Origin of the sequence: Polynucleobacter sp. IMCC 29146 (assembly GCF_021395195.1) — a bacterium.
Classification (GTDB): domain Bacteria; phylum Pseudomonadota; class Gammaproteobacteria; order Burkholderiales; family Burkholderiaceae; genus Polynucleobacter.
The window spans coordinates 45455-72260 of record NZ_JAJVCR010000006.1 but is presented as its reverse complement, the minus strand read 5'-3'; the positions used below and the strand labels follow the sequence as shown (position 1 = coordinate 72260).

Here is a 26806-nt window from a genome sequence, read left to right as displayed (position 1 = left end):
TCACACGCTTTAACTTACTAAGCTAAAATAGCATTTTTGTAACATTTTAGGATTAAGGCAATGGCAAAAGCGCTGGATGGTGTAAAAATTTTAGATTTCACGCATGTGCAATCGGGTCCGACCTGCACACAATTACTAGCTTGGTTTGGCGCTGATGTAATTAAGGTGGAGCGGTCGGGTGAGGGCGATGCAACGCGCGGTCAACTGCGGGATGTTCCCGAAGCTGACAGCTTGTATTTCACCATGCTCAATCACAATAAACGCTCGTTGACGGTAAATACCAAAACCCCCGAAGGTAAAGAAATCCTCGAGCGCTTAATTAAGCAGTGTGATGTGCTTGTCGAAAATTTTGCTCCAGGCGCACTTGATCGGATGGGTTTTACTTGGGAACGTATTCAAGAGCTGAACCCCAAAATGATCATGGCTTCTGTAAAGGGCTTTGGACCTGGTCCATTTGAAGATTGTAAAGTTTATGAAAACGTGGCCCAATGTGCGGGTGGCTCGGCCTCAACTACGGGCTTTGATGATGGGCCGCCTACGGTTACTGGTGCACAAATTGGCGATAGCGGTACGGGTTTACATTTGGCCTTAGGAATTGTGACCGCTTTATATCAACGCACCCATTCTGGCAAAGGTCAAAAAGTATTGGCAGCCATGCAAGATGCGGTCTTAAATTTATGCCGCGTGAAGTTACGTGATCAGCAGCGTCTAGAGCGTACTGGAGTGTTAAAAGAGTTTCCACAATTTCCGAACGGCCACTTTGGCGACGCAGTACCCCGTTCAGGTAATGCTTCTGGCGGCGGGCAGCCAGGCTGGATTTTGAAGTGTAAAGGTTGGGAGACTGACCCGAATTCCTATATCTATGTAGTTGTGCAAGCGCCGGTTTGGGAAGGAATTTGCAAAGTGATCGGTCGTGAAGATTGGATTACTGATCCTGATTACGCTAAACCAGTAGCCCGCTTACCTAGGCTGATGAGTATTTTTGCGGAAATCGAAAAATGGACGATTCAGCACTCGAAATTTGATGTCATGAATACGCTGAATAAATACGATGTACCCTGTGGCCCAATTTTATCCATGAAAGAATTGGCTGAAGAACCTGCTTTGCGGGCCACTGGCACGATTGTTGAGGTAGATCATCCAGTACGAGGCAAGTACCTGACGGTTGGCAATCCAATTAAAATGTCGGATAGCATTACGGAAGTCACTCGCTCGCCTTTACTAGGCGAACATACCGATGAAATTCTCCGCGAGCTGGGCTTTAGCTTAGAAGAGCTGACTGCTTTACGTGCTAAGGAAGTTATTTAACTAATAATTTCATTTGGTAGCTTAATCCAAGGGGTGTTGTATGCGCATAGCCTTAATTGGTAGTCAAGATTTTGGTAAGGCCGCTTTAGAAGCTTTTCTAAAGCGCGGCGATGAAGTTGTCGCAGTTTTTTGTCCGCCTGATAATCCCAAGTCGAGCAAGCCTGAGGTGCTGAAAGAAGCCGTGGTGGCTCTGGGCTTAAAGCCCTTGCAATTTGCTTCGCTCAAATCTCCCGAGGCTGCGCAAGCCTTAGCTGATAGCAAGGCGGAAATTGGTGTGATGGCTTATGTTTTGCAATTTGTACCGCAAGATTTTGTACACATTCCCAAATTTGGCATGATTCAGTATCACCCTTCATTACTGCCCCGATATCGCGGGCCCAGTGCGATTAATTGGGCGATTGCCTTGGGTGAGACTAAAACGGGCTTGACGATATTTCGGCCTAGTGATGGCTTGGATGAGGGCGCTGTTATCTTGCAAAAAGAGGTTGCCATTGGGCCCGATGACACTTTGGGTAAAGTTTATTTTGAGCGCCTCTTCCCATTGGGAGTTGCTGCATTAATGGAGGCCGCTGATTTGGTCGTAGCAGGCAAACATCACGAGCACATTCAAGATGAGTCACAAGCCAATTACGAAGGCTGGTTTGATCAAGCCGCAACACGCATCCATTGGACCTCACACTTACAAGGGGTGTACGATTTGATTCGTGCCGCCAACCCAGCGCCAGGTGCATGGACGACCTTTGGTGGTGAAAAAATTGCCATTTTTGATGCAGCTAAACAGGTGGCCCGTACCTTTTCAGCAGTACGCGGCAAGCCTGGAGTGGTAACAGAAATTAGTGCACAGAGTATTTTTATCGCCTGCCATGGCGGAGAAATAGAAGTGTTAAAAGCTAAGTCAAGCAAAGTAGCGAACGGTAGCAAAGTTAGTGGCGCTGAATTGGCAGCTGGTTTAGGCTTGCAGCTTGGCCAAAGCTTAGATTAGCCCTAGTAAAATTTGTTAGTAAAAAATCAAACAAATTTAGTAGCAAACTCAGTGGTGAAACCGCTTGCGCTCGCTATTTTTTTCATTACTTGGTTTGCCATCTCTTTATCGGTCGTAGGCCAAAGTAAGTTACCTGAGGAAGTAGTTTTTGTACCCAAAAAATTATTTTTAGGTTCTGTCAGTCTTGAAACTACCATCTTTAAGCCTAGCGGTGATGGTCCATTTCCTTTGGTGATTATTAATCATGGTAAAGCAAATGGATTAACGCAGTTTCAGCCGCGGTATCGACCCCTATCACCCGTTCGATTTTTCTTAGAGCGCAATTACATCGTCTTGGTACCAATGCGCCAGGGATTTTCTAAGTCGAGTGGACATTACATGGGCGGTGGCTGTAGCTTGGAGGCGAATGGACTCAATCAGGCAGAAGATGTTCCGCCAGTGATTACGTTTGCGCATCAACTTCCCTACGTCGACAAAACCCGGACTTTAATTGTTGGTCAGTCGCATGGGGGTTGGACCACTCTCGCTTATGGCGCGTCTAAACCCGACCATTCTGTGAAGGGCTTGATTAATTTTGCTGGTGGCTTAAGAAGAGAAGGCTGCGGCGACTGGCAAAGTGATTTATATAAAACGGCCGGAACTTTTGGTAAGGAAACTACTCTGCCAAGCCTGTGGTTATATGGCGATAATGATAGTTATTTCAGTCGATTTGTTGCCGATAGAATGTTTGAAAATTATCGGTTGGGTAACCCCAATGCTAAATTCATTGCCTATGGTAGCTTTGGCTCAGATTCCCACATGCTTTTTACGAGTAGTGAGGGCAAAGTAATTTGGGCACCATATGTTGATCAATTTTTGGAAGACATTGGGTTACCGAATAAAGTAGTCAATCCACTTTGATAACTTGGGAGACAAAAATTGCTAAATCATTTGATTAATATAGTTCTTGTACTTGCTTTAAGTTTTTTAAGTAGTTTTTGTGTGGCTCAGGCGCCCACAGGCAATACTTTTCCAACTCGTACTGTGACTTTGGTTGTGCCTTTTCCGCCTGGTGGCGGAACCGATGTGGGTGCACGTTTAATAGCGCAAAAATTATCAGCCAAATGGGGTCAATCGGTCGTGGTTGAAAATAAGGGCGGTGCCGCTGGCATGGTGGGCTCTGACTATGTCAGCAAAGCAAAGCCAGATGGCTACACTCTTTTAGTGGGTAATGTTGGCACCTTATCGATTAACCCTTCGCTCTATAAAAAAATGCCTTATGACGCTGAAAAAGCGTTTACACCCATCAGCATGATTGCCGAATTACCCTTTTTTTTGTTGGTTAACCCCAATTTTCCTGCGAAGTCGATTAAGGAATTGATCGCGCTAGCAAAAGCAAAACCTGGCAAAGTCAGTTATGCCAGCTCGGGTAGCGGGGGTGGCCCGCATATTGCTGCTGAAGTATTTGAAAAAATGGCAAACATTCAGCTACTACATGTTCCCTACAAGGGCGGGGGCCCTGCTGCAGCTGACGTGATGGCTGGCCACGTAGACATGTATTTTGCCACGGTACTAGAGTCGCTTGGCGCGGTTAAAACCGGCAAGTTTACGGCACTCGGGGTCAGCACCTTAACAAGATCGCCAGCCCTACCTGACTTACCAACCATTGCTGAGTCGGGCGTACCGGGATATGACTCTGGCTCATGGATTGGGGTAGTGGCACCTGCGGGAACACCGGTCGCAATTATTGATAAAGTTGCTAACGATATGCGCGATGTGATTGCCGAACCCGATACCCGCCAAACGCTGATTCAACAAGGGGCAACTCCATTATCGCTGAGCCCTGCTGCCTTTAAGGCGCGTATTGAAAATGATCGACAGCGCTATAGCAAAGTAATTAAAGATGCGAATATACAAATTGAGTAAAAAAATTGCTTGGCCAAAAGCCCCGAAATTAAACTTCTAAATTATCAATTAGCCGCGTTTTACCTAATTTCGCTGCGGCTAATATAACCAAGGGTGTACTGTCAATAGCGCTTGGAATTAATAAGTCTTTTTGCTGTCGAATGGCGATGTAGTCGGGCTTCCACCCGCGGGCGATTAAGACTTCTTTCGCTTTTTTTTCAAGAGCCAATAATTGTTTTGGATCGCTTGGCCCTAAACTCAATATTTCTTGGCGTAAAACTTCTAGGGTCATTCTCAACTGCGGCGCTTCTGCGCGCTCGTTTTGAGAAAGATACGAATTGCGAGAAGAAAGCGCTAAGCCATCGTCAGCACGAATAGTTTCAGCGGGAATAATTTGCATCGGCAAGGCAAATTGTTGCACCATTTGCCGAATGATCATTAGTTGCTGATAATCCTTTTTGCCAAAAATAGAGACGCTGGGTTGTACACAGGAAAATAGTTTCATCACCACAGTACACACACCGATAAAAAATCCTGGTCGAAACTCGCCCTCAAGAATATCGCCTAATTGTTGTGGTGGATTAATGCGGTATTCCTGTGGCTCGGGGTACAAATCTTTTTCGTGCGGCGCAAACAAAACATAAACCCCTTCTTTTTCGAGTTTAGCGATGTCGGCATCCATTGTGCGCGGATAGGAATCAAAATCCTCGCCGGGGCCAAATTGCAAGCGATTAACAAAGATGCTCGCTACAACGGGGTCGCCATATTGCCGAGCTAAGCGCATTAAAGAGAGGTGCCCTTCATGTAAGTTACCCATCGTGGGTACAAAAGAAGCGCGATTTTGGCCGCGCAACTGCGCGCGCAGCTCTTGTATATCGCTAATAATTTTCATGTATTTGGCGAATAGGCCAAGCGCACATAAATTGGGGCATAGGGCTCTGCTTGGGTGATTTCGATTAAGGCCTCACGGGAGAGCTCTAACATGGCAATGAAGTTAACGATGATGACTGCCACCCCCATGCCAGTAGCAATGGCTTCTTCAAATAATTCACCAAACTCAACGAAACGGGTATTTTGTAGGCGCCGTAAAATTCGGGTCATAAAATCGCGTACCGATAACTCTTCACGCATAATAGTGTGATGTGCATTAAGATTAGCGCGATGCAAAACGTCACGCCAAGCTATTTGTAAGTCACTAATATTCACATCAGGCCAAACGACGGCTACCGTCGTATCAATGTGACCATGAGCTATTTGAAAGTCGCGACCTTGTTGGGGCATCCGCTCTAATTCTTGGGCAGCCAATTTCATCCGCTCATACTCCAATAAACGGCGTACTAATTCAGCGCGGGGATCTTCAACCTCTTCATCGCTGTCCGCTTTTTTCATTGGCAAAAGCATGCGCGATTTAATTTCAATCAACATGGCTGCCATTAATAAGTATTCAGCAGCTAGTTCTAAATTAATATGGCGAATTTGATCAATGTAAATGAGGTACTGTTTAGTAACCTCTGCCATTGGAATATCAAGCACATTGAAATTTTGTTTGCGGATGAGGTACAACAATAAATCGAGCGGCCCCTCGAAGGCTTCTAAAAAAACTTCCAGCGCATCGGGCGGAATATACAGATCGGTGGGGAGCTGAAAAAGAGGCTCGCCATATAACTTGGCAAATGCTGCCGACATGCCATCGGTGACTGATGGTGTGCTGTCGTTTTCGCTAGCGACTGAATCAATCATTCGAGTAGACGTACGCGCGTTGCCTTATTTTTGCTTCCAGGGCGCGACGCTGATCTTCTGCGCTTACGGGTGCTTTATCCCAGAGCAAGGCTCGCCCCTCTTGTTGGCCCGCCTCTAAATTCGGCCGAGCCGTCTTCAGTTGCGTTAAAAAGCGGGTGATATCAGACTGATATTTTTTCATAGGCTACAAATTTTCTGAATATTTTCAATGACTTATGCTATTTAAATTGGCTTTACTACTACTTCAGCCCACCATTATTAACGATTTTAAGATTGCTCAAGGAGCTTATTGATTTGCTGAAACTAAAGCGTCAATTTGGCTGGCTTCTACTCGACTCATTAAATGCTGATAAGGACGAACAGGATGTTTGCTATTTAAGGGCACAGCAATATCGTGCCATTGTTGTGGAGGCAGATTTAAAAATTGTTCGACGTTAATCGCAACGTGGGGAAGCACTGGTTTTAAATAAAGACTTAGAGCACGAAAGGCTTCGAGGGTAACGCTACAGACGGTATGTAACGCTGCTTTATGAGCTGGATCTTTTGCTAGGTCCCAGGGTTTTTGTTCGTCGACAAAAGCATTGACCATATCCGCTAATTCCATCACGAGTCTTAACGCTTTCGCAAATTCACGTTCCTCATAAAGTGTCGCAATAGGTTCGCTAGCAGCGCGAATTTGTTGGAGTAAAACATGTGACATAGCGCCATCATTTACTTGACCAGCAAAATGCTTAATTAAAAATCCTGCGCTACGGCTCGCAATATTGACATACTTCCCAATCAGGTCGCTATTCACGCGGGCAATAAAATCTTGTAAATTAAGATCTAAATCTTCCATGCTGGCATTCAGCTTGGTCGCAAAGTAATAACGCAACCATTCAGGATTAAAGCCAGTTTCAATTACGCTCTGTGCAGAAATTAAGGTGCCACGTGACTTACTCATTTTTTCGCCATCAACCGTCAGAAAACCATGTGCAAAAATATTGGTAGGAGTGCGATAGCCTGAAAAATGGAGGGTTGCTGGCCAAAAAAGGGTATGAAAATAAAGAATATCTTTGCCAATAAAATGATACTGTTCGGTGGTGGTGTTGGGCCTTACCCAGTCTTCGAAATCCAGCCCCTTTTGTTGGCAGTAATTAAGAAAGCTGGCGTAATACCCAATTGGGGCATCGAGCCACACATAAAAATATTTGCCGGGTGCGTCGGGAATTTCAAAGCCAAAATAAGGGGCATCTCGGGAAATATCCCAATCACTTAATTTACTTTCGCCAGCTTCACCCACCCACTCTTTCATTTTATTGCGCGCCTCTACTTGCAAGGGAGTTTTAACCTGAGTCCATTCACGTAAAAAAGTCTCACAGCGGGGATCAGACAGTTTAAAGAAATAATGTTCCGAGGCCTTGCGAATTGGCGTGGCACCACTGACTACCGAATAAGGGTTGAGTAAATCTGTGGGCGCATAAGTGGCACCACATTTTTCGCAAGAATCACCGTATTGGTCGGCGGCATTACATTTAGGACAATTCCCTTTAATAAAACGATCGGGTAAAAACATTTCCTTGACGGGATCATAAGCTTGTTCAATCGTGCGCTTTTCAATCAGGCCGGCTTCACGTAACTGCAGATAAATTGCACTTGCGAGAGTTTTATTTTCAGGGCTATCCGTGGTGTAGTAGTTATCAAAGGAAATTTGAAAGGCATCAAAATCACGTTTATGCTCTTGCCAGACTTTGGTAATTAAGGCTTGTGGACTAATGCCCTCTTGTTCAGCGCGTAACATAATGGGGGTGCCGTGGGTATCATCAGCACAAACGTAGTGCACTTCATGACCCCTCAGGCGTTGAAAGCGCACCCAGATATCGGTTTGCACGTACTCCACTAAATGACCAATATGAATTTGTCCGTTGGCATAGGGCAGCGCAGAGGTGACCAACATGCGTCGCGGCGAGGGCAAAGGCACCTGCGGTTGGGAAGTCAAATTATGTTGGGGGTTACTCATACAGGGTCAATTCACTTCTCTTCATATCGGGATAAAGCACTAAGTTGCAAAAGCTCAATTATGCTGGGTCAGCAGCAATTTTAGACTGCGGTTAAAGTGATGAGCCATGAGTTCGCAAATCATCCTCTCAAAAGCCACGGTGCCAGTTGTCCAGGAAGTGGGCATTACGGATGAGCTTGGGCGGAAAAAAACCACTTTCATCCCTTGCGAGCGTTCTCTCACGATTTATTTAGATAAGCGTGAGGTTGTGACCTTAATGACCCTTGGAGCCGCGCCAGAGGCCTTAGTGCTGGGATATTTGCTGAATCAACGTTTGGTCGAGTCACCTGATGATATTCACAGCATTCAGGTCGATTGGGAGACTGATTCAGCAGCTATCAAAACCCACCGCAGTTCGGTTGATATCGATGCCCTGACGAGCAAACGGGTCGTAACCACGGGCTGTGGCCAAGGCACCATGTTTGGCAACTTAATGGAGGATATGCAGCAAATTCGTTTGCCTGCTGGCCCGAAGTTGGCTCAAGCGGCCATTATTTCTCTTCTTGAGACGGTGCGTGGCTTGGAGACGATTTATAAACAAGCCGGCTCGGTACATGCCTGTGCGGTGTTTGAGCGTCTCGCTGAAGATCAGCTCAATTTGCTCCATTTTGTTGAGGATGTTGGGCGACATAATGCCGTCGACTCGATTTCGGGTTTACTTTGGCTGGCAAACCTACCTGGACGTGATTTAGTGTTTTATACAACAGGACGGCTCACCTCTGAGATGGTCATTAAGGGTGCGCAGATGGGTATTCCATTTCTTTTAACCCGCTCAGGCGTAACCCAAATGGGTCTGGAGTTAGCCCAGAAAACCAATTTAACCTTACTAGCACGTTGCTCGGGTAAGCATTTTGAGATCTATAACGCTGCTGAACGGGTTGTTTTAGCCAATCCAGCCGGCTAATTTACCCCTTGAGGGTAGGTTGGTTTTACAATGCCGCCATGACTATTAAATCAGATACATGGATTCGGCGCATGGCTGTAGAGGGCATGATTAGCCCCTTCGAGCCTGGCCAAGTGCGTCTTAACGCAGCGGGTCAAAAAATTGTGAGCTATGGCACTTCAAGTTATGGCTACGATATTCGTTGCGCTAATGAATTTAAGATTTTTACTAACATCAACAGTACGATTGTTGATCCAAAACAGTTTGATGAAAAATCATTTGTCGACTTTAATGGCGACGTATGCATCATTCCGCCAAATTCATTTGCCTTGGCACGCACCGTTGAGTATTTCAAAATACCGCGCAGCGTGTTAACTATTTGCGTGGGTAAAAGTACCTACGCACGCTGCGGCATTATTGTTAACGTCACCCCTTTTGAACCCGAGTGGGAAGGTTATGTCACACTCGAGTTTTCCAACACTACGCCATTACCAGCAAAAATTTATGCGGGCGAAGGTTGTGCCCAAGTACTCTTTTTTGAGAGTGATGAGGTTTGCGAAACATCGTACAAAGATCGGGGCGGTAAATATCAGGGTCAGCAGGGCGTAACCTTGCCTAAGGCCTAAGCAAGCTTAATCGATCTCGGTAAGCCATCAGAAAGTCACCATGAAATTTCGCTTTCCAATTATTATTATTGATGAAGATTTTCGCTCAGAAAATATTTCCGGCTCGGGCATTCGCGATCTTGCCGAAGCAATTGAAGGTGAAGGTATCGAGGTTATTGGCCTGACCAGCTATGGCGACCTTACTTCTTTTGCGCAGCAAGCCTCGCGGGCATCTTGTTTTATTTTATCGATTGACGATGAAGAGTTTTTAACTGATTCCGAAAGCACTGAATTACCTGCATTAAATAATTTACGTGCTTTTATTGTCGAGGTGCGCAAGCGCAACGAAGATATTCCGATTTTCTTGTATGGCGAGACGCGCACTTCACGTCATATGCCCAATGACATCTTGCGTGAATTGCATGGCTTCATCCATATGAATGAAGATACCCCCGAGTTTGTAGCCCGGCATATTATTCGCGAAGCCAAGGTCTACCTCGATTCCCTGTCACCGCCGTTTTTTAAGGCACTAACCCATTACGCCTCGGAAGGTTCTTATTCTTGGCATTGCCCTGGTCATTCTGGTGGCGTCGCTTTTCTTAAAAGTCCAGTTGGACGCATGTTTCACCAATTCTTTGGCGAGAATATGTTGCGTGCCGATGTCTGTAATGCGGTAGAAGAGCTTGGTCAACTTTTAGATCATACCGGGCCTGTATTAGCGAGCGAACGCAATGCAGCCCGTATTTTTGGTGCCGATCATTTGTTTTTTGTAACCAATGGCACTTCAACTTCAAACAAAATTGTTTGGCATTCCACGGTTGCTCCAGGCGATGTGGTGTTAGTCGATCGCAATTGCCATAAGTCAGTTATTCATGCCATTACGATGATGGGTGCGATCCCGGTTTTCTTAATGCCAACACGCAACCATTTGGGCATTATTGGCCCCATTCCCAAAGAAGAATTTGAGTGGGCTAATATTCAAAAGAAAATTAATGCCAACCCATTTATTAAAGATAAAAATGTGGTGCCCCGCGTGATGACCTTAACGCAAAGTACCTACGACGGCATTATTTATAACGTTGAAATGATTAAGGCTATGCTCGATGGCAAAGTCGATTCTTTGCATTTTGATGAAGCTTGGTTGCCACATGCTGCTTTCCATCCCTTTTATAAAAATATGCATGCTGTAGGTGATGATCAACCGCGACCGAAAAAGAGCTTGCTGTTTTCTACTCAATCAACTCATAAATTGTTGGCTGGGTTATCGCAAGCGTCCCAAGTTTTAGTGCAAGATGCAGAAGAGCGGAAGCTAGATCGCGAGTCTTTTAATGAGGCGTATTTAATGCATACCTCCACGAGCCCGCAATACGCCATCATTGCTTCTTGTGATGTCTCAGCAGCAATGATGGAGTCACCAGGCGGTACAACCTTGGTTGAGGAGTCGATTGCAGAAGCAATGGACTTTCGGCGCGCAATGCGTGAGGTGGATGCAAAATTTGGTGCGGACTGGTGGTTTCAGGTGTGGGGCCCCGACCAAATTGCGGAAGAGGGTATTGGTGAGCGTGCCGATTGGATCTTAAAACCTCATGCTCAGTGGCACGACTTTGGTAAGTTAGCACCCGACTTCAATATGCTCGATCCGATTAAAGCCACGGTAGTAACCCCCGGCTTAAATATCGAAGGGGTGTTTGGAGAAATGGGAATTCCAGCCGCCATTGTTACCAAATATTTAGCGGAACATGGAGTGATTGTCGAGAAGTGCGGGCTCTATTCTTTCTTCATTATGTTTACGATTGGCATTACCAAGGGTCGCTGGAATACCCTCGTAACTGAACTGCAGCAATTTAAAGATCATTTTGAAAAAAATCAGCCTTTATGGAAAGTCTTGCCTGAGTTCGTTGCCAAATATCCGCGGTATGAGCGTATTGGTTTAAAAGAAATTTGTGCGCAAATTCATGATTTTTATAAAAGCCATGATGTGGCACGGATGACGACGGAAATGTATACCTCGGATATGGTGCCAGCGATGGTGCCAGCTGAAGCCTGGGCCAAGATGGCGCATAAGGAAGTAGATCGAGTATCAATTGATGATTTAGAAGGGCGCGTGACTGCCATGTTGGTGACACCTTATCCACCAGGCATACCCCTGTTAATCCCAGGCGAGCGTTTTAATCGCCGCATTGTTGATTACCTCAAATTTGCCCGTGACTTTAATCAGCGCTTCCCAGGTTTTGAGACTGATGTGCATGGCTTGGTGAAGCGCGAGGTCGATGGAGGTAGCGAATACTTCGTTGACTGCGTAAAAACCACCGCCGTCAAACAACTCAGCTAAGTGAGCTCGCTAAGTCAGCCCGCGCTTGCAGAATGGCAGCAAGCACCTGTTTTGGCGCACTGCCGCCGAGATGAGCGCGAGCCTCAACAGAACCCTGCACTTGCAATAAAGCAAATACATCTTCAGTCAATAAATGAGCCTGCCCCTGTAAGCCGCAGGCGTTTTGTAATTCAGCTAAGGAGAGCTCACTAAGGGCGCACGACTGATTAACGCAGGCTTTCACGGCAAGAGCTACCGCTTCATGCGCATCACGAAATGGCAAGCCCTTTTTGACTAAATAATCGGCTAGGTCGGTTGCAGTGGAAAAGCCTTGCTCTGCTGCCGCCAACATTACTGGCACATTCACCACAATATGCGGTACTAGCTCGGCAAAAATACGTAGGGTATCTAAGAGGGTATCTGCTGCATCAAAGAGGGGTTCTTTATCTTCTTGATTATCTTTGTTGTAGGCTAAGGGTTGGCTTTTCATCAGCGTTAATAGGGCGATGAGATCACCATAAACCCGACCTGTTTTGCCACGGGCTAATTCAGGCACATCAGGATTTTTCTTTTGCGGCATGATTGAGCTACCTGTACAAAAGCGATCGGGAAGATCAATAAAGCCAAAGCGTGGGCTTAACCAAAGTACTAGTTCTTCGGCTAAGCGAGAAATATGCATCATGCAAGTGGCGGCGACGGCGCAAAACTCAATGGCAAAATCGCGATCAGATACTGCATCTAAAGAATTGCGGCAAAGCCCATCAAACCCAAGCGCTTTGGCAACCTGCATCCGATCAATCGGATAGCTAGTGCCCGCTAAAGCAGCAGCCCCAAGCGGTAATTGATTGAGGCGTTTACGGCAATCGGCCAGCCGACTGGCATCACGACTAAACATTTCATAGTACGCCATCATGTGATGACCAAAGGTAACGGGTTGCGCCACTTGTAAGTGCGTATGACCAGGCATGATGACTGCAGCATGTTGCTCGGCTAAATTGATAAAAGCCGTGCGCAGTTGAGTCAATGCCTCAGCTGTTTCATCGATACTGGCACGCAAAAAAAGTCGCAAATCGGTGGCCACTTGATCGTTGCGTGAACGACCGGTATGGAGTCGTTTGCCAGCATCGCCAGCTAGCTCGATAAGACGAGCTTCAATATTTAAATGCACATCTTCCAAGGCCAGTTGCCACTGAAATTGACCTGCGGTAATTTCACTACGAATCTGTGCCATACCAGCTTCAATAGCCGCTAGGTCTGCTGGGCTAATAATCTTTTGTTGTGCCAACATAGCGGCATGCGCTAAGGATGCCGTGATATCTACTTGCGCAAGACGGTGGTCAAAACCAATCGAGGCGGTATAGCGTTGGACGAGCGCATCAACAGGTTCTGTAAACCTTCCTGACCAGGCTTGGGCTTTATTGGCAAGGGAATTTTTAGATGAGCTCATAAACACAGTATATTGTGGCAAGTTATATTGATATTTTAATGCCGATGCAGACCAAGCCTAACCCTCTCAGTTTAACCATTGCTTCGCGTGAAAGTCGGCTAGCCATGTGGCAGGCCGAATATGTGCGGGATTGCCTGCAAAGCCTCTATCCTGATTGTGTCATCACCATTTTAGGAATGACTACCCGTGGCGATCAAATTTTGGACCAATCACTCTCAAAAGTGGGTGGTAAAGGCCTATTTGTTAAGGAATTAGAGACTGCCCTTGAAGATGGCAGGGCTGATTTGGCAGTTCATTCGCTCAAAGATGTGCCGATGAATATGCCTGAGGGGTTCGAGCTAGCCTGCGTTATGGAACGAGAAGAGGCGCGAGATGCCTTGGTTTCGAATGACTTTAATTCGCTTGATGATTTGCCTAAGGGCGCCATAGTAGGAACTTCAAGCCTGCGTCGCGAAGCGGTGTTACGCGCCGCATTCCCGCATTTACAAATTCAGTCTTTACGGGGTAATTTAGATACCCGTTTAGGTAAATTAGATCAAGGTCAGTACCACGCCATTATTTTGGCGGCTGCAGGCCTTAAACGCTTAGGCTTAGCTTCGCGAATTAAAGCCTTGTTACCGCTTGACCCATTTACACCAGCGGCTGGTCAGGGTGCCTTGGGAATTGAAATTTATTCTCGTAATACCGCGATGCGGGCGATCCTAGCACCCTTAAACGATCCCGCTACTTGGTTGGCGGTAAGTGCCGAGCGCATGGTGTCGCGCCAATTGGGCGGCTCGTGTCAGGTGCCTTTAGCAGCGCATGCGGTATGGAATGGTGCTCAATTAGAGTTACGTTCATTTGTGGCCAGCCCCGATGGGTTGCAAATCTGTGAAGCTGCAGCCAGCAGTCCAGTGGTTGATTTAGTGATGGCCGAAGTGCTAGGCCTTAAAGTAGCTGACGATTTAATTTTGCAGGGTGCGGCCGCATTGATTCCTGCGCCACTGCCCTAGGCTTCTTGGTTTGATTGGCTCATGAGCGATTTAACGATTGCCCCGACCATTATTGTGACGCGCCCTATAGCGCAGGCGCAACAATTAATTGAGCAATTGCAAACTGCCTTATCTGTGGCGTCTAGTGGGATAGCGCAGCAGACTAGCGTGTTAGCTTTACCGCTACTTAAAATTATTCCCAAAACCGATTTTCAATTACAGGTGGATATCCCCGCGGCGATCAGTCAGGCCGATTTGGTCATTTTTGTCAGCCCGAATGCTATTGAGTGTGGCATGCGTTTACTGAATGCGCCTTGGCACGAATTAGCGCCGATGCAGTTACAAGTTGGGGTGATGGGGGAAAGTAGCAAAAAATCACTCTTGCAACATGGGGTTGATGCCCAGATGATTTTGTTGCCAAAAAATCCACAGCAGTGGGATTCAGAAGGTTTATGGCAGACATTACAAGCAGAGCAAAAAAAACACGATTGGGATTGGGCTGAACGTCGTGTCATTATTTTTAAAGGGGACGGCGGCCGCGAGTGGCTGGCAGAAACCTTATTGGCAGCGGGGGCACAGCTAGAAACTTTTGCGGTTTATAGCCGAGTACCTTTAGAAAAATCAAACCCATTATGGCAAGCAATTCAGGCAAACTCTAGCGATAAAAAACTTTGGCTGCTCACCTCATCTGAGGCTGTGCGTTATTTAGGTCAGCCTGATCAAGATCGGACGACACTGAATTTACAGCAGGCCACTGCTTTATGTCCACATCAAAACATTGCGACGTTAGCTAGCGAAATTGGTTTTGGTGACGTGCGACTCTGCGGGTCTGGCGATGCGGCTTTAATTAAAGCAAGTTTGCAGTGGGTAGAGGAATTAGCAGTAGACTAGGTAAAAACAACTCGCTAACTAAAAGCGGATGGCCGTTTAAATAATAGATGGTGCGTCGTGCCCACAATTGCGAGGGAAGGGCGGTATATTTTTTTTGACAAGCCCGCCATAGCGCTTGTCTGCGGCTTAGGTGGGCAACATCTCGCACAGTTTTACTTCTGCGTCCATGCGTATTGGCAAATAAAACTGCACCTAAGGGTTTATTGCCCAATTTTAAAATGAGTCGGTTATGGCCTGATGAACTGCTAGTGGGAATGACACTACGTGCCACAACCACTGGCTCACCCTGAATGCAAAGTAGCACTTCACGCACGCGACAACGCTGCAGGGATTTTTTAAATAAGCGGGATTCTTCGGGCAAAATAGTTTGGACCTCATCGGCCAGCACGATGACTTCCAAACGACGGCCAAAAGCCACTTCAATTTTTTTAGTTAGCGAGCCTGCATCACTAAGCCACCCTTGCCAAGCGGGCGGTGCAAGATGCAGCCCACCCTGGGCGCGTAAATTACCACCAGAATCGACTCGATTCCATGCAGAACGGAGGCGATTGTGGTGAACCAAAATTAATTACTACTATAGGATTTGCGCGGCGCGCCCGATTTGGGCTTCGCAAATTTAGGGCCAGTACGATTATCGGTGGGTCGGGCAGAACGTGATTCTGGGCGGGAGTCTGAACGCGCGGCATAGCCACCCGTGCTGGTTTTGCCAGCATAGCCACTACCATCTGATTTACCTGCATATGTACCACCAGTTTTGCCAGCGTAGCCACCGCCTCCGCCACCGCTACCAGAACGCCCACCACCAGCACCAGTTCGTCCACCGGGTCTGCCGCCACCGCCACCACCACCTGAACGACCACGACCGCCGCCAGGCCGGCCAGAGCCAGCGTTGGGGTTAGCGGTGGGCTCAAGGCCTGCGATGACAGATGAGGGAATATCTTGTTGGGTAAAGCGCTCAATTGCCCGAATTTTGACGCGATCACGATGTTCAACCAAGGTAATAGCGGTGCCATTGCGACCTGCGCGACCAGTTCTGCCAATCCGATGGGTATAGTCTTCGGGCTTCATGGGTAAGCCAAAATTAATGACGTGACTAATGCGTGGCACATCAATACCGCGCGCAGCAACATCGGTAGCAACCAAAATTTTTGTATGGCCTTTACGTAAGGAATCTAGGCGTCGCATACGCACTGCTTGGGGCATTGCGCCGTGTAAAGCACTGGCTTCATAACCATTCGCCCGCAAGGTATCAGCAATTTTTTCGCTTTCAACTTGGGTGCTAGCAAAGACCACAGCTTGATCTAATTCAGGATCCGAAAGTAAGTGGGCGAGTAAGCGATGCTTGTGCGCCATGTTATCGGCCCAATGTAATTTTTGGGCAATATTGGCATGAACATCACCAGCATGGGCTAATTCAATACGACCAGCTTGTTTAGTTAAGCGGGTTGCCAAGGACATTACCTTGGGATCAAAGGTCGCTGAAAACATGAGGGTCTGTTTGCGGCCACGACATAGTTGATCAATCGCTTCGAGATCTTCGGCAAAGCCCATATCGAGCATCCGATCGGCCTCATCGATGACTAAATGTTGCACATCATCTAAACGAATCGCACGGGTTTTATTCAAATCGAGTAATCGACCGGGAGTGGCGACAACTAAAAGCGCACCTTTAAGCGCTTGTATTTGTTTGCCATAGGGCATACCACCCATGACGATTGCAATGCGGATCCCTTTGATGCCGCGCGATAAATTAATCGCATCAGCAGCAACTTGTTGCGCTAATTCACGGGTTGGGCAAAGCACTAATATTTTCGGTTGTGCGCGCCCAGGTACTGGTGAACCATGGGGGTTACTAGTCACTAATTGATGTAAGAGGGGTAATAAAAAGGCGGCGGTTTTGCCGCTACCTGTTTGACTGCTTACTAGCCAGTCGCCACCACTCATTGCAGCAGGAATAACCTGTGCTTGAACAGGTGTCGCAGCAGTAAAGCCTAAGCCAGTAACATTGTTCAGCAGGGGTTCTGCTAAACCAAAAGAGGCAAACAGAGTTGGCTCTAAGGGATTCTTGCCTTTGCTAGGCGTGTGTGTTGTTTCATTTGTGTAAGTCATGTCTTCACATCCCATTTGGGATGTCTCCGGTTGTGCGCTTCGGTTCTTCTCTAGAGGAGATAGGCGAGCGCGATGGTCTATATAAGGCATCGACCATCAGACAAGCGGCAGCGGGGCTATAAACACAATTTTTAAGCAACTTTGAATTACAGTAGTGCTGAATATGTGAAGCAAAATCGCTGAAAATGTGTAAATTGCTGGGGGCGATGTTTCAAAAAGCCTCTTATTATGGCAGATTTGATCAATTAAAGCAAGGGTTTATCACTCGCAATGAATTGGACTGAGCTCGGTTTAAGTGTTGGTATTGTGAATTTCCCCACCTATCTTTTGGGTACGATCATCATCGTACTTTTACCCGGCCCAAACTCATTGTATGTTTTAACCATTTCTGCACAGCGGGGATGGCGCGCGGGCGCATGGGGTGCGTGCGGGATATTTTTGGGCGACTCGGTATTGATGTTGGCCATTGCTCTTGGTGTGACGAGTTTATTAACCGCTTCACCAATGACGTTTGCGGTGGTGCGTTATGTTGGTGCGGCTTATTTAGCGTGGCTCGGGTGGGGGCTTATTCGCGGCGGGGTAAGACGCTGGCCAAAGGCGCAAGCACTTACACCCAAAGACACTTTTGCGGCAATTCGTTTGGCTCAACTTCATCCTTTATGGGCTGCATTGGCTTTATCGCTGACTAATCCAAAGGCAATTTTTTTCTTTGTTTCATTTTTTTCACAATTTGTTGAGCCTACTTTTGCTTATCCAAGCTTGAGCTTTTTCTATTTAGCACTAGTTACTCAAATTTTGAGCATGGCATATTTAGCTATGCTGATTGGTACAGGACAATTTTTTTTACATTTATTTCAAACTCATTTACGTTGGTCAGCAATTTTATGGATGATGGTCGGTGGACTCTTTATTGTGTTTGGCATCCATTTGCTGATTGCTTAGGGCTCGGCTAAGATTAGTAAATACAAAGACCAACAATTACCAAGTTAAGATCAATCAAAATCCATCACAAAGGACAAGTTATGAATGGAGTGAAATTAGAAACAGCCACCTTGGGTGGTGGATGCTTTTGGTGTCTTGAAGCGGTTTACCAGCAGGTACGTGGAGTCACAGCTGTCGTTTCCGGTTATGCAGGTGGCGCAGGAGCCAACCCAACTTATGACGCAGTTTGCGCTGGCCTTACAGGACATGCAGAGGTGGTGGCGGTTGAATTTGATCCTCAGGAAGTCAGCTATCGCGATTTATTGGAAATCTTTTTTGTGATTCATGACCCTACGACCTTAAATCGACAGGGCAATGATATCGGCTCTCAGTATCGTTCGGTGATATATACCAATAATGCGGAGCAAGAGAAAACGGCCCATGAAGTGGTTGCCGAATTAACTCGCGAAAATGCGTATGGCGCGCCCATCGTCACGGAAATTCAAGCTAGCCCGATTTTTTATGCTGCTGAGGCTTATCACCAAAATTATTTTCGAGATCACCCGGCGCAAGGCTATTGCGCTGCCATCATTGCACCAAAGCTGAGTAAATTTAGAGCTAAATTTAAAGCGTTAATCAATTCCACTGCTTAAGTTGCTCAGCAAGCTTACTGCAACTCACTTTTTACACCACAACGGGTTTTGAACGCTTAGGGAGCTAAACGTGAAATACGCCAAGCAGGGTTGACGCTGGGTGCCGCTGTCTTGACTAGCTGATAACGAATGCGATCATGCAAGCGTGATGGGCGGCCTTGCCAAAACTCAATTTCTTCAGCCTGCAGGCAATATCCGCCCCAATGATCTGGGCGTGGAGGGTTATCACCAAATTGCTTTTCAAAGCGCTGCTCTGCCGCCTCTAAAAAATTGCGGTTGGGGATTTCAGTACTTTGGGGGGAGGCCCACGCGCCAATGCGCGAAGCTACTGGGCGCGAATGAAAGTATGCATCGCTTTCGGCGGTGCTAATGCGGCTAACCAACCCTGAAATGCGCACTTGGCGCTCGAGCTCATGCCAGTAAAATAACAACGCAGCTTGAGGTCGCTCGGCAAGCTCCTGGCCCTTCTGGCTTTGGTAGTTGGTAAAAAATGTAAAGCCGGTGATATCTGCACCTTTCAGTAGCACTGTACGCAAGGACGGTTTACCCGTAGCATCGGCGGTGGCCAAGGTCATGGCGTTGGGTTCTGGACACTGCGCGTTCATGGCTTGTTCAAACCAAGTATGAAAGAAAGTGAAAGGATCTGGCGGCACATCAGTTTCAGATAACTGCCCGCGAGCATAGTTTTTACGCAGTTCTGCAATGGTGTTCATGAATTCAGTATAAAGAGAGCTTATGAGTAAGGGAATAAGAGCAAATTTTGCCATCAACCAAGAGACTGGTGAGGCAGCGACCGAAGGCCTTGGGGTTGCGGTAAACCGCCGCTTTGGTGGGGTAGCTAAATTGTATGGCGATACCGCCTATGCGAGGTTTCAACAAGCTACTGTAGTGGTTGCGGGTCTCGGGGGTGTTGGCTCTTGGGCAGCAGAAGCCTTGGCGCGCTCAGCAATTGGTCATTTAGTCTTGATCGATTTTGATCATGTTAGCGAAGGCAATACCAATCGACAATTACCCGCTTTAGAAGGTGAGTTTGGGCGTGAAAAAGTGGCAGTAATGGCCGAGCGACTCATGCGTATTAATCCTGCCTTACGTTTAACTTGCCATGACGCTTTTTTAGAACCAAATAACTTAGATTTATTCATTCCCTTAGGGGCAATCGTTTTAGACGCAACTGACGCTCCTGAAACCAAAACTGCCCTCGCAGCATGGAGCGTGGCAAAGCAACAAGAATTAGTTATGTGTGGCGGGGTGGGCGGGAAAAGAGACCCGAGTTGCTTACGTGCTGATGACTTAGGACAAGCTATTCAAGACCCTTTGCTGGCAAAAATTCGGGCAGATTTGCGTAAAAACCACGGTTTTTCACGAGACTTAAAGAAAAAGATGGGAATTCGCGCCATCTACTCAAATGAGCCTCGAATGGGCAAAGCCATTGGGGGTTTAGCCTGCGCTGGCTATGGTTCAGCAGTAACGGTGACGGCGGGATGCGGTTTTTTAGCTGCTGCCGAGGTTTTGGCCTTAATTAGCCATAGAAAAGCCGCATAAATTTGCTAAACTCCTGACTTACTTAGTATTCTAAGTAGCAAAACTGTCAACAATTCATTTTTTGAGGCGTTGTATGGCTAGCTTCAAATAAAGGCTACTTCATTATGGCCGTTTTTTTTGAATCGAGTGGTTTTTGTTTGAACTTGCAGGAAACTGCTTTTTATTACCTATATAGGAGTTTTACATGAGCAAATTGATCATTGCTTTGGTTTCTGGTTTATTCGCAGTTAGTGTTTATGCCCAACCTGCTAAGCAAGCCCCAGCTGGTGATGCTGTACAGCCTAAGCTTGAAAAAGAGCAGCGCAAAGCTGAAACTGGCAAAGGTTTACCAACTGCTAAAGATTCAACTAAGGTTAAACAAGCCGCAGCTGGCGATGCAGTACAACCTAAACTTGAAAAAGAGCAGCGCAAAACTGAAACTGGTAAAGATTTAACTACTGCTAAAGATTCAACTTCGCAGAAGCAAAAGAAAGCTGGAGATGAAATTCAGCCTAAAATGGAAGATAAAACACGTGCTGCTGAAGGCAAAAAAATGCCTGCAAGTAAGTAATTTCTACCCGTTTTATGTAAAAAACCTCGGTTCGCCGGGGTTTTTTTTCGCCTCAATCCCCCAAAAACTTGGACAAATTTGCTAGAATTTCGCGTTATTTAGATTTCTAAGTAACAAAACTGTCAACGCTTTGCCTAGTAAGGCGTTGATTATTAAGCTTCAAATGAAAACTGCTTACCGAAAGCGCTTTATTGTGGTGAGTGGTTTTTAGTGGAGTGGTTTTTATTTGAACCTGCAGGCAACTGCAAATTTCTTACCTATATAGGAGTTTTACATGAGCAAAATTATCGCTGCTTTAGTTTCTGGTTTATTCGCTGTTTCCGTTTTTGCTGCTGAGCCAGCTAAAGATGCAAAAGCTGCACCTGCTGCCGCTGCTGCTAAGCCAGCTGCTGCTGCACCTGCTGCGCCTGCTAAAGATGCAAAAGCTGCTGCACCTGCTGCCGCTGCTGCTAAGCCAGCTGCTGACGCTAAGAAGTAATTTTTACTGCTTTAAAAAACCTCGGTTCGCCGGGGTTTTTTTTCGCCTGCGTTTTCACTTATTTCCCTGAATTTAGTTTTAAAAGCGCCTCCTGCTTGGCGCAAGATCAAAATTGATGGAATTGCATCAGGGATTTCCCTGTCAGAAATTTCGTATTTTGCTGTAGGAAGCTCAAGCAGGAATTTGATTTGAGTTATTGCTTGGCTAGAAATGCGAGCAAAGGCCAAGTAGTTTTTTCATTTCTATAACTTTTGGTAGTTTTAGGCTCTAGTGCTTTTCTCTGCGACTCCCTAGACTCTGCTTCGTTGCTTGCTTAGCAACGTCAGATCGAAAGGAGATCTTTTGCAAACAGAATCACACGGATTAAAACGCCATCTGAAGGTGCGGCATATTCGCCTCATGGCTTTAGGATCGACGATTGGAGTGGGACTCTTTTTGGGTTCAAGTACGGCAATCAAACTAGCTGGCCCCTCTATTTTGTTAAGTTACCTGATTGCCGGAATAGTGGCATTTATTGTTTTGCGTGCTTTGGGTGAAATGGCGGTTCATGAACCAGTCGCTGGTTCATTTGCTGCATACGCGAGCAGTTATGTGAGTCCGCTAGCTGGCTATATGGTCGGTTGGGGATATTGGACCTATTGGATTTTGGTTGGTATCGCTGAAGTGACTGCGGTGGGAATTTATATGGGTATTTGGTTTCCCGATATTCCACAATGGACTTGGGCACTAGCATCCATTGTGTCAATGGGTTTGATCAACTTAATTGCCGTCAAAGTATTTGGTGAATTTGAGTTTTGGTTTGCCTTAATTAAAGTGGTCGCGATTATTGTCATGATTGCTATTGGCGTAGCCGTTATTTTTCTAGGCTATACCAATGAGTGGCAGCCACTCGGTTTGGCAAACCTATGGCAGCACGGCGGTTTTTTCCCCAATGGTATTGAGGGTTTATTACTTTCTCTCGAGATGGTTTTATTCGCCTATGTTGGTATCGAGATGATTGGCTTGTCGGCAGGTGAAGCAGAAAATCCCCGCAAAACAATTCCGATGGCGATTAATTCCTTGGCTTGGCGTATTTTAATTTTTTATCTTGGTGCGTTATTGGTGATCTTGGCCATTTTTCCTTGGAATGAAGTTGGCCAGCAAGGCAGTCCCTTTGTGGTGATGTTTGAGCGCATTGGTTTACGTGAAGCAGCTGGTGTCATTAATTTTGTGGTCATCACTGCTGCCTTATCGTCATGTAATGCGGGTATTTTTAGTGGCGGTCGTTTGCTATATGCCTTATCAGTGAATGGCTACGCTCCAGAAAAATTGGCAGCTTTATCAGTTGGCGGGGTACCCCATAAGGCGGTCATCCTGACAGTTTTGGTAGCGATGGCGGGAGTGGCATTAAATTACTTTGCGCCAGCTGCGGCCTTTCATTACGCCATGGCTGGAGTCACTTTTATTGGCTTAATGGTTTGGGTAGCAATTTTATATACCCAACTGCAATTTCGCCGCTCCTTGTCACCAGCACAAACTACTGCGTTGGCATTTAAAACGCCCTGGTGGCCATTCTCGTCTTGGTTCGCATTGGCATTCATCGGTTTAGTCATCGCCATGATGGCAATGAGTGACTATGCCCGAGCGGCCTTAATTGTGGGACCGTGTTTATTGGGGCTTTATTTTGTCCTGTTTTTCGTATTGGGTTTACATCGTAAAAATCAACTTATTAGGGAGAAAATATGATTATTGGTTTACCACAAGAAGTAAAAAATAATGAATTTCGGATTGGACTTACACCAAGTAATGTGCGCGCCTTAAGTATGCAGGGCCATACCATTTTGGTGCAGTGTGATGCTGGAAAGCGCATTGGCTTTACTGATGAAATGTATCGCATTGCTGGCGCTAAGCTAACTGAAGCCGCTGAAGAAATCTTTGCTAGCGCAGACATGATTGTGAAAGTGAAAGAGCCGCAAGCAGAAGAATGTGCGCTGTTGCGGGAGGATCAAATTTTATTTACCTATTTGCACTTAGCTCCCGACCCATTACAAACCAAGGCGCTATTAGCATCTGGCGCGATTTGTATTGCATATGAAACCGTCACTTCAGGTAATGGCACATTACCTTTGCTTGCACCAATGAGCGAGGTTGCGGGCCGCATGTCGATTCAGGCTGCGGCTCATCATTTAGAAAAATCCCATGGAGGCCCAGGAATTTTAATGGCTGGGGTACCCGGTGTAGCACCAGCGAAGGTGGTAATTTTGGGTGCAGGAGTGGTGGGGCGCAATGCCTTGCAAATAGCGGTTGGTATTGGCGCTGATGTGACCATCTTTGATTGTGATATCGAGCGCTTAAGAGCAATTGATGTGATTTATGGGAACCGCGTTAAATCACTTTACTCTGATCCTAGTATTTTAGAGGATGCCGTCTATCAGGCGGATGCTGTAATTGGCGGGGTACTTTTACCTGGTGCCGCAGCGCCTAAATTGGTCACGCGCAAAATGGTCAGCAAAATGAAATCGGGTGCGGTGGTGGTCGATGTGGCAATTGATCAGGGGGGATGTTTTGAAACTTCACTTCCCACTACTCATGCCAATCCTACCTTTGAAGTGGACGGAGTAATTCATTACTGCGTTGCTAATATGCCAGGTGCTGTGGCCAGAACCTCAACTCTGGCCTTAACCAACGCAACTTTCCCATTTGTTGAAGCTTTGGCTAATCACGGTTTAAGTGCCGCCTTAGAGTTCGATCCGCATTTGCGCAATGGCTTAAGCGTTTATCGTGGTAGGTTAACCTCTGCACCTGTGGCGCAAGCACAAAGTTTGAACTATATTTCGGCAGATGAATTGCTTGAGGCTTGCACTTAACTAAAAGGTTAACTCAGATCACTAACTAAAGAGGCTAAGGTTTCGTGAGCGAGGGTTTCAATGTGGAAGGGGTAGCCTTTATGGTCACAGCCCACCATCATTTGTGCTCCCGCTTGCAAAACCTTTTTCATATCGTCGCTGAGCTCAAAGCGCATAAAGTGCACTGCAGACGTTTTTTCTTCAGAGCTGCGCTCTAAATCTTCATCGGCAATCGCGTAAACCCGTGGCTGGCCTTCAATCTCAATGAAGACATGATTTTCAACGCCAAGCAATTTACTCAAGGCAATTTTGCGATCGGCTTCATTGGGATACTCGAGCATCATCGTCGCCTTGAAATTCGAGCCGTTTGGTACCAATGGGTTGTAAGCGTCGAGCTCATCTTGAATGCCCGCGTCATCGAAGGTTTTTTCAACGCGGAGCATTTCTTGAATCTGATAGCGCATCAGAAATTCATTTTCGAAAATCATTGTCAAGTGATCACCTAAATGCACGGTGCGGATACGGCGCTCTTCAATGGCTTTGTGGCGCATTTCTGGGCGCTCCTTGTGATAAGCCTCGAGGCTTAAAAGGCTACTGCGGGTAATCATTCCCATTGTTGATTTATCCTATCTTTCTACTAGTTTACAGCCCATAGCCCTTAGCCATGAGAGTTAATGGGTGCGCCATAGGAGTCGGAGGCAAACCCAACTCAGCCATCCCTTGCTCGATATGGTGACCAGCCAGTTGGCAATCCGAGCTAATAAAATTAGGCTCTTCTTCCGCCATCCGTTTAAAAACCGGTTTACCGATTTTTTTCGCCATTTCATGAAATTCTTTTTTAACACCCCAAGTGCCAGAGTGACCTGAGCAACGCTCAACTACATTAACTACAGTACCGGGAATTAAACGCAAAGCTTCAGCAGTTTTTTGTCCCACATTTTGTACTCGTGAATGGCAAGCAAGGTGATAGCTTACATGACCTAATTCAGTCGTGAAATTGGTTTTCAGTAAGCCATCTTTATGGCGTGCGACTAAGTATTCAAATGGGTCCCACATCGCCTCTTTCACGGCTTGCACGGCAGTATCGCCTGGGAACATCAGTGGCAGCTCTTGTTTAAACATCAGGGTACAAGAGGGAATTGGGGTGAGGATCGCATAGCCAGCGCGAGCAAGTTCGGCTAGCTTAGGTATATTCTTTTCTTTATTGGCTGCCACTGACTCTAAATCGCCAAGCTCAAGTTTAGGCATGCCACAACAAGCTTCCTTCTCAACTAGTTCATAGGGTATTTCATTATGTTGCAAAATTTTAATGAGATCTTGTCCAATCCCTGGCTCGTTGTAATTGATATAACAGGTGGCAAAGATGGCCACTTTGCCCGGTGTTTTCTTGCCATCAATGACTGGAAAGGTAGATGATTTTGCTGCCAATTGAGGAAAGGTTTTTGTGGCGTATTCTGGAAGCCAGGCGTCTTTATGAACGCCGAGGGCGCCTTCTAACATCAAGCGCGCCAGTCCAGTTTTGTTTACCGCATTAACGGCTTGGGTGACAATTGGAATGCCCGCGAAGAAACCCATTTTGTCGGTGGCCGACAGAACTTTATCCCGAACAGTAGCTTTGTCATCTTGAAAGTTTTTGGCTTTTTGCCGCAACATTAAATGCGGAAAATCAATATTCCAAGGGTGGGGCGGCACATAGGGGCATTTGGTCATGTAGCACACGTCACAGAGGTAGCACTGATCAACCACCGTTTGATAATCGGCTTTGTTCACTTGTTCGAGTTCGCCGTCGGGGGTGCCGTCGATGAGATCAAATAAAGTTGGAAAGGATCCGCAAAGATTGACACAGCGTCGACAGCCGTGGCAAACGTCAAAGACGCGCTCTAATTCAGCATCAATTTTCGTCTGATCATAAAACTCAGGATTTTGCCAATCCAAGGGGTGGCGGGTCGGAGCTTCTAAATTACCTTCAGTCATTGCCATTACTATCCTTCAATATGCTTTTCAATATTGGAGAGTGTATGATTCTTCAGCTTAATAGCCAAATTGTATTAATTAAAGATCTCAATAGTAATTAACTAAATAGTCGAATATGTTTGATTTTTCAGCCTTCATCGTTTCAAGCTCGGTCGTCGCTTTGGCTGAAATTGGCGATAAAACGCAACTTCTGTCTTTAATGTTGGCCGCGCGATATCCCAAACAAGCTGGGCCCATTATTGGTGGAATTTTGCTTGCCACCTTGTTTAATCATGCAGGCGCTGCATTGGCGGGTCATTGGGTAGCAGACTTACTGAGCCCCATTGTCATGCAGTGGATTTTGGGGGTCGGTTTTTTATTGATTGGTTTCTGGTTGCTGATTCCAGATCATTTCCATGAAAGCAAAGAGCGGCGCGTCGCGAATCGAGCGTGGCCAGTTTTTATTTTTACCACGACTATTTTCTTTTTGGCAGAAATGGGTGATAAAACCCAAATTGCGACAATTGCGCTCGGCGCTCGTTACGACAGCGTGACTTCAGTAACCTTAGGTACCACAGTAGGGATGATGTTAGCCAATATTCCAGCAGTTTGGTTGGGGCGTAAATTTACCGAGCGCCTACCAATTCAATGGGTGCATGCCATAGCAGCAGTAGTGTTTATCGCCTTAGGGGTGGGCACCTTCATTTTCGCCTAA

At 46.4% G+C, this 26806-nt stretch carries 27 protein-coding genes and 1 pseudogene; 17 read left to right on the top strand and 11 right to left on the bottom strand.

Going from position 1 to position 26806, the window contains the following annotated elements:
* The first annotated feature begins 60 nt into the window (after positions 1-60).
* From frc to LZT22_RS08730, 4 genes are read left to right on the top strand one after another with little or no spacing between them, the layout of a single operon-like run.
* A complete protein-coding gene (gene frc / locus LZT22_RS08745; RefSeq protein WP_233924747.1) occupies positions 61-1308 on the top strand; it encodes a formyl-CoA transferase in 1248 nt (415 codons plus the stop codon).
* A 40-nt stretch (positions 1309-1348) separates the two neighbouring features.
* Positions 1349-2290, top strand: coding sequence for a methionyl-tRNA formyltransferase (locus LZT22_RS08740; RefSeq protein WP_233924746.1), 942 nt, complete (start codon positions 1349-1351; stop codon positions 2288-2290).
* A gap of 51 nt (positions 2291-2341) precedes the next feature.
* Complete coding sequence (locus tag LZT22_RS08735) at positions 2342-3190, top strand: prolyl oligopeptidase family serine peptidase (RefSeq protein ID WP_233924745.1); 849 nt, start codon at positions 2342-2344, stop codon at positions 3188-3190.
* Positions 3191-3208: 18 nt separating this feature from the next.
* Complete coding sequence (locus LZT22_RS08730; protein ID WP_233924744.1) at positions 3209-4195, top strand: tripartite tricarboxylate transporter substrate binding protein; 987 nt, start codon at positions 3209-3211, stop codon at positions 4193-4195.
* 28 nt (positions 4196-4223) lie between these two features.
* On the opposite strand, the gene panC is transcribed toward LZT22_RS08730, so the two are convergent.
* The 4 genes and pseudogenes from panC to metG all read right to left on the bottom strand — a co-directional run.
* Positions 4224-5066, bottom strand: coding sequence for a pantoate--beta-alanine ligase (gene panC, locus LZT22_RS08725; RefSeq protein WP_233924743.1), 843 nt, complete (start codon positions 5064-5066; stop codon positions 4224-4226).
* Positions 5063-5914 carry a ScpA family protein gene (locus LZT22_RS08720; protein ID WP_233924742.1) on the bottom strand — a complete coding sequence of 284 codons (852 nt, stop codon included), beginning with the start codon at positions 5912-5914 and terminating at the stop codon, positions 5063-5065. Before LZT22_RS08720 ends, panC begins: the two co-directional genes overlap by 4 nt.
* Positions 5907-6095 (bottom strand): DUF3460 family protein, encoded by a 189-nt coding sequence (locus LZT22_RS08715; RefSeq protein WP_233924741.1) that lies wholly within the window; start codon positions 6093-6095, stop codon positions 5907-5909. Before LZT22_RS08715 ends, LZT22_RS08720 begins: the two co-directional genes overlap by 8 nt.
* Positions 6096-6203: 108 nt before the next feature.
* Positions 6204-7913 (bottom strand): annotated as a pseudogene (gene metG / locus LZT22_RS08710) (methionine--tRNA ligase); the annotation flags it as partial.
* Positions 7914-8019: 106 nt separating this feature from the next.
* Here metG and LZT22_RS08705 point away from each other — a divergent pair.
* From LZT22_RS08705 to LZT22_RS08695, 3 genes are read left to right on the top strand one after another with little or no spacing between them, the layout of a single operon-like run.
* Positions 8020-8856: a formate dehydrogenase accessory sulfurtransferase FdhD gene (locus LZT22_RS08705; RefSeq protein WP_233924740.1), complete on the top strand. Its 837-nt coding sequence runs from the start codon at positions 8020-8022 to the stop codon at positions 8854-8856.
* Positions 8857-8894: 38 nt separating this feature from the next.
* The gene (dcd, locus tag LZT22_RS08700; RefSeq protein WP_233924739.1) at positions 8895-9461 is read left to right on the top strand and encodes a dCTP deaminase; all 567 of its coding nucleotides are present in this window, start codon (positions 8895-8897) and stop codon (positions 9459-9461) included.
* Between the two features lie 40 nt (positions 9462-9501).
* Positions 9502-11772, top strand: a complete 2271-nt coding sequence (locus tag LZT22_RS08695; protein WP_233924738.1) for an arginine/lysine/ornithine decarboxylase — start codon at positions 9502-9504, stop codon at positions 11770-11772.
* On the opposite strand, the gene argH is transcribed toward LZT22_RS08695, so the two are convergent.
* Positions 11765-13198, bottom strand: coding sequence for an argininosuccinate lyase (gene argH / locus LZT22_RS08690; RefSeq protein ID WP_233924737.1), 1434 nt, complete (start codon positions 13196-13198; stop codon positions 11765-11767). The genes LZT22_RS08695 and argH overlap by 8 nt on opposite strands.
* 38 nt (positions 13199-13236) lie before the next feature.
* Between argH and hemC the strand changes: the two genes are divergently transcribed.
* Together hemC and LZT22_RS08680 are read left to right on the top strand one after the other, a co-directional pair.
* Positions 13237-14190 (top strand): hydroxymethylbilane synthase, encoded by a 954-nt coding sequence (hemC, locus tag LZT22_RS08685; protein WP_233924736.1) that lies wholly within the window; start codon positions 13237-13239, stop codon positions 14188-14190.
* 21 nt (positions 14191-14211) lie between these two features.
* Positions 14212-15060 carry a uroporphyrinogen-III synthase gene (locus tag LZT22_RS08680; protein WP_233924734.1) on the top strand — a complete coding sequence of 283 codons (849 nt, stop codon included), beginning with the start codon at positions 14212-14214 and terminating at the stop codon, positions 15058-15060.
* On the opposite strand, the gene LZT22_RS08675 is transcribed toward LZT22_RS08680, so the two are convergent.
* Together LZT22_RS08675 and LZT22_RS08670 are read right to left on the bottom strand one after the other, a co-directional pair.
* Positions 15017-15622, bottom strand: coding sequence for a chorismate lyase (locus LZT22_RS08675; RefSeq protein ID WP_233924733.1), 606 nt, complete (start codon positions 15620-15622; stop codon positions 15017-15019). The two genes, LZT22_RS08680 and LZT22_RS08675, sit on opposite strands and share 44 nt — an antisense overlap.
* A 2-nt stretch (positions 15623-15624) precedes the next feature.
* Positions 15625-17169, bottom strand: a complete 1545-nt coding sequence (locus tag LZT22_RS08670) for a DEAD/DEAH box helicase (RefSeq protein WP_233924731.1) — start codon at positions 17167-17169, stop codon at positions 15625-15627.
* Positions 17170-17439: 270 nt separating this feature from the next.
* On the opposite strand from LZT22_RS08670, the gene leuE reads away from it, so the two are divergent.
* Together leuE and msrA are read left to right on the top strand one after the other, a co-directional pair.
* The gene (gene leuE, locus LZT22_RS08665; RefSeq protein ID WP_233924730.1) at positions 17440-18111 is read left to right on the top strand and encodes a leucine efflux protein LeuE; all 672 of its coding nucleotides are present in this window, start codon (positions 17440-17442) and stop codon (positions 18109-18111) included.
* An 80-nt stretch (positions 18112-18191) separates the two neighbouring features.
* Positions 18192-18743 (top strand): peptide-methionine (S)-S-oxide reductase MsrA, encoded by a 552-nt coding sequence (gene msrA, locus LZT22_RS08660; RefSeq protein ID WP_233924729.1) that lies wholly within the window; start codon positions 18192-18194, stop codon positions 18741-18743.
* Positions 18744-18799: 56 nt separating this feature from the next.
* On the opposite strand, the gene pdxH is transcribed toward msrA, so the two are convergent.
* The gene (gene pdxH, locus LZT22_RS08655) at positions 18800-19456 is read right to left on the bottom strand and encodes a pyridoxamine 5'-phosphate oxidase (protein ID WP_233924728.1); all 657 of its coding nucleotides are present in this window, start codon (positions 19454-19456) and stop codon (positions 18800-18802) included.
* A gap of 22 nt (positions 19457-19478) precedes the next feature.
* Here pdxH and LZT22_RS08650 point away from each other — a divergent pair, with 22 nt between their 5' ends.
* The 3 genes from LZT22_RS08650 to LZT22_RS08640 all read left to right on the top strand — a co-directional run bounded on the left by LZT22_RS08650 (position 19479) and on the right by LZT22_RS08640 (position 21313).
* A complete protein-coding gene (locus tag LZT22_RS08650; protein ID WP_233924727.1) occupies positions 19479-20285 on the top strand; it encodes a ThiF family adenylyltransferase in 807 nt (268 codons plus the stop codon).
* A 184-nt stretch (positions 20286-20469) separates the two neighbouring features.
* On the top strand, positions 20470-20835 hold the full coding sequence (locus tag LZT22_RS08645) for a hypothetical protein (RefSeq protein WP_233924726.1): 366 nt from the start codon (positions 20470-20472) through the stop codon (positions 20833-20835).
* Positions 20836-21109: 274 nt separating this feature from the next.
* Positions 21110-21313, top strand: coding sequence for a hypothetical protein (locus LZT22_RS08640; protein ID WP_233924725.1), 204 nt, complete (start codon positions 21110-21112; stop codon positions 21311-21313).
* An 11-nt stretch (positions 21314-21324) separates the two neighbouring features.
* Here the strand turns inward: LZT22_RS08640 and LZT22_RS08635 are convergent, their stop codons facing one another.
* Positions 21325-21540, bottom strand: a complete 216-nt coding sequence (locus LZT22_RS08635) for a hypothetical protein (protein ID WP_233924724.1) — start codon at positions 21538-21540, stop codon at positions 21325-21327.
* Positions 21541-21712: 172 nt separating this feature from the next.
* Here LZT22_RS08635 and LZT22_RS08630 point away from each other — a divergent pair, with 172 nt between their 5' ends.
* Positions 21713-23038, top strand: coding sequence for an amino acid permease (locus LZT22_RS08630; RefSeq protein WP_233924831.1), 1326 nt, complete (start codon positions 21713-21715; stop codon positions 23036-23038).
* The gene (gene ald, locus LZT22_RS08625) at positions 23035-24159 is read left to right on the top strand and encodes an alanine dehydrogenase (RefSeq protein WP_233924723.1); all 1125 of its coding nucleotides are present in this window, start codon (positions 23035-23037) and stop codon (positions 24157-24159) included. The genes LZT22_RS08630 and ald overlap by 4 nt, the downstream gene beginning before the upstream one ends.
* A gap of 8 nt (positions 24160-24167) precedes the next feature.
* Here the strand turns inward: ald and LZT22_RS08620 are convergent, their stop codons facing one another.
* Together LZT22_RS08620 and LZT22_RS08615 are read right to left on the bottom strand one after the other, a co-directional pair.
* Positions 24168-24752 carry a DUF3501 family protein gene (locus LZT22_RS08620; protein ID WP_233924722.1) on the bottom strand — a complete coding sequence of 195 codons (585 nt, stop codon included), beginning with the start codon at positions 24750-24752 and terminating at the stop codon, positions 24168-24170.
* Positions 24753-24780: 28 nt separating this feature from the next.
* On the bottom strand, positions 24781-26118 hold the full coding sequence (locus LZT22_RS08615; protein ID WP_233924721.1) for a heterodisulfide reductase-related iron-sulfur binding cluster: 1338 nt from the start codon (positions 26116-26118) through the stop codon (positions 24781-24783).
* Positions 26119-26227: 109 nt separating this feature from the next.
* On the opposite strand from LZT22_RS08615, the gene LZT22_RS08610 reads away from it, so the two are divergent.
* Entirely contained in the window at positions 26228-26806 is a 579-nt protein-coding gene (locus LZT22_RS08610; RefSeq protein WP_233924720.1) for a TMEM165/GDT1 family protein, read from the top strand.

Excerpts from the sequence above, each read along its gene's own strand:
- frc (WP_233924747.1), top strand. The coding sequence starts at position 61 with ATGGCAAAAGCGCTGGATGGTGTAAAAATTTTAGATTTCACGCATGTG.
- LZT22_RS08740 (WP_233924746.1), top strand. The coding sequence starts at position 1,349 with ATGCGCATAGCCTTAATTGGTAGTCAAGATTTTGGTAAGGCCGCTTTA.
- panC (WP_233924743.1), bottom strand. The coding sequence starts at position 5,066 with ATGAAAATTATTAGCGATATACAAGAGCTGCGCGCGCAGTTGCGCGGC.
- LZT22_RS08720 (WP_233924742.1), bottom strand. The coding sequence starts at position 5,914 with ATGATTGATTCAGTCGCTAGCGAAAACGACAGCACACCATCAGTCACC.
- LZT22_RS08715 (WP_233924741.1), bottom strand. The coding sequence starts at position 6,095 with ATGAAAAAATATCAGTCTGATATCACCCGCTTTTTAACGCAACTGAAG.
- LZT22_RS08705 (WP_233924740.1), top strand. The coding sequence starts at position 8,020 with ATGAGTTCGCAAATCATCCTCTCAAAAGCCACGGTGCCAGTTGTCCAG.
- dcd (WP_233924739.1), top strand. The coding sequence starts at position 8,895 with ATGACTATTAAATCAGATACATGGATTCGGCGCATGGCTGTAGAGGGC.
- LZT22_RS08695 (WP_233924738.1), top strand. The coding sequence starts at position 9,502 with ATGAAATTTCGCTTTCCAATTATTATTATTGATGAAGATTTTCGCTCA.
- argH (WP_233924737.1), bottom strand. The coding sequence starts at position 13,198 with ATGAGCTCATCTAAAAATTCCCTTGCCAATAAAGCCCAAGCCTGGTCA.
- hemC (WP_233924736.1), top strand. The coding sequence starts at position 13,237 with ATGCCGATGCAGACCAAGCCTAACCCTCTCAGTTTAACCATTGCTTCG.
- LZT22_RS08680 (WP_233924734.1), top strand. The coding sequence starts at position 14,212 with ATGAGCGATTTAACGATTGCCCCGACCATTATTGTGACGCGCCCTATA.
- LZT22_RS08670 (WP_233924731.1), bottom strand. The coding sequence starts at position 17,169 with ATGACTTACACAAATGAAACAACACACACGCCTAGCAAAGGCAAGAAT.
- leuE (WP_233924730.1), top strand. The coding sequence starts at position 17,440 with ATGAATTGGACTGAGCTCGGTTTAAGTGTTGGTATTGTGAATTTCCCC.
- msrA (WP_233924729.1), top strand. The coding sequence starts at position 18,192 with ATGAATGGAGTGAAATTAGAAACAGCCACCTTGGGTGGTGGATGCTTT.
- pdxH (WP_233924728.1), bottom strand. The coding sequence starts at position 19,456 with ATGAACACCATTGCAGAACTGCGTAAAAACTATGCTCGCGGGCAGTTA.
- LZT22_RS08650 (WP_233924727.1), top strand. The coding sequence starts at position 19,479 with ATGAGTAAGGGAATAAGAGCAAATTTTGCCATCAACCAAGAGACTGGT.
- LZT22_RS08645 (WP_233924726.1), top strand. The coding sequence starts at position 20,470 with ATGAGCAAATTGATCATTGCTTTGGTTTCTGGTTTATTCGCAGTTAGT.
- LZT22_RS08640 (WP_233924725.1), top strand. The coding sequence starts at position 21,110 with ATGAGCAAAATTATCGCTGCTTTAGTTTCTGGTTTATTCGCTGTTTCC.
- LZT22_RS08630 (WP_233924831.1), top strand. The coding sequence starts at position 21,713 with ATGGCTTTAGGATCGACGATTGGAGTGGGACTCTTTTTGGGTTCAAGT.
- ald (WP_233924723.1), top strand. The coding sequence starts at position 23,035 with ATGATTATTGGTTTACCACAAGAAGTAAAAAATAATGAATTTCGGATT.
- LZT22_RS08620 (WP_233924722.1), bottom strand. The coding sequence starts at position 24,752 with ATGGGAATGATTACCCGCAGTAGCCTTTTAAGCCTCGAGGCTTATCAC.
- LZT22_RS08615 (WP_233924721.1), bottom strand. The coding sequence starts at position 26,118 with ATGGCAATGACTGAAGGTAATTTAGAAGCTCCGACCCGCCACCCCTTG.
- LZT22_RS08610 (WP_233924720.1), top strand. The coding sequence starts at position 26,228 with ATGTTTGATTTTTCAGCCTTCATCGTTTCAAGCTCGGTCGTCGCTTTG.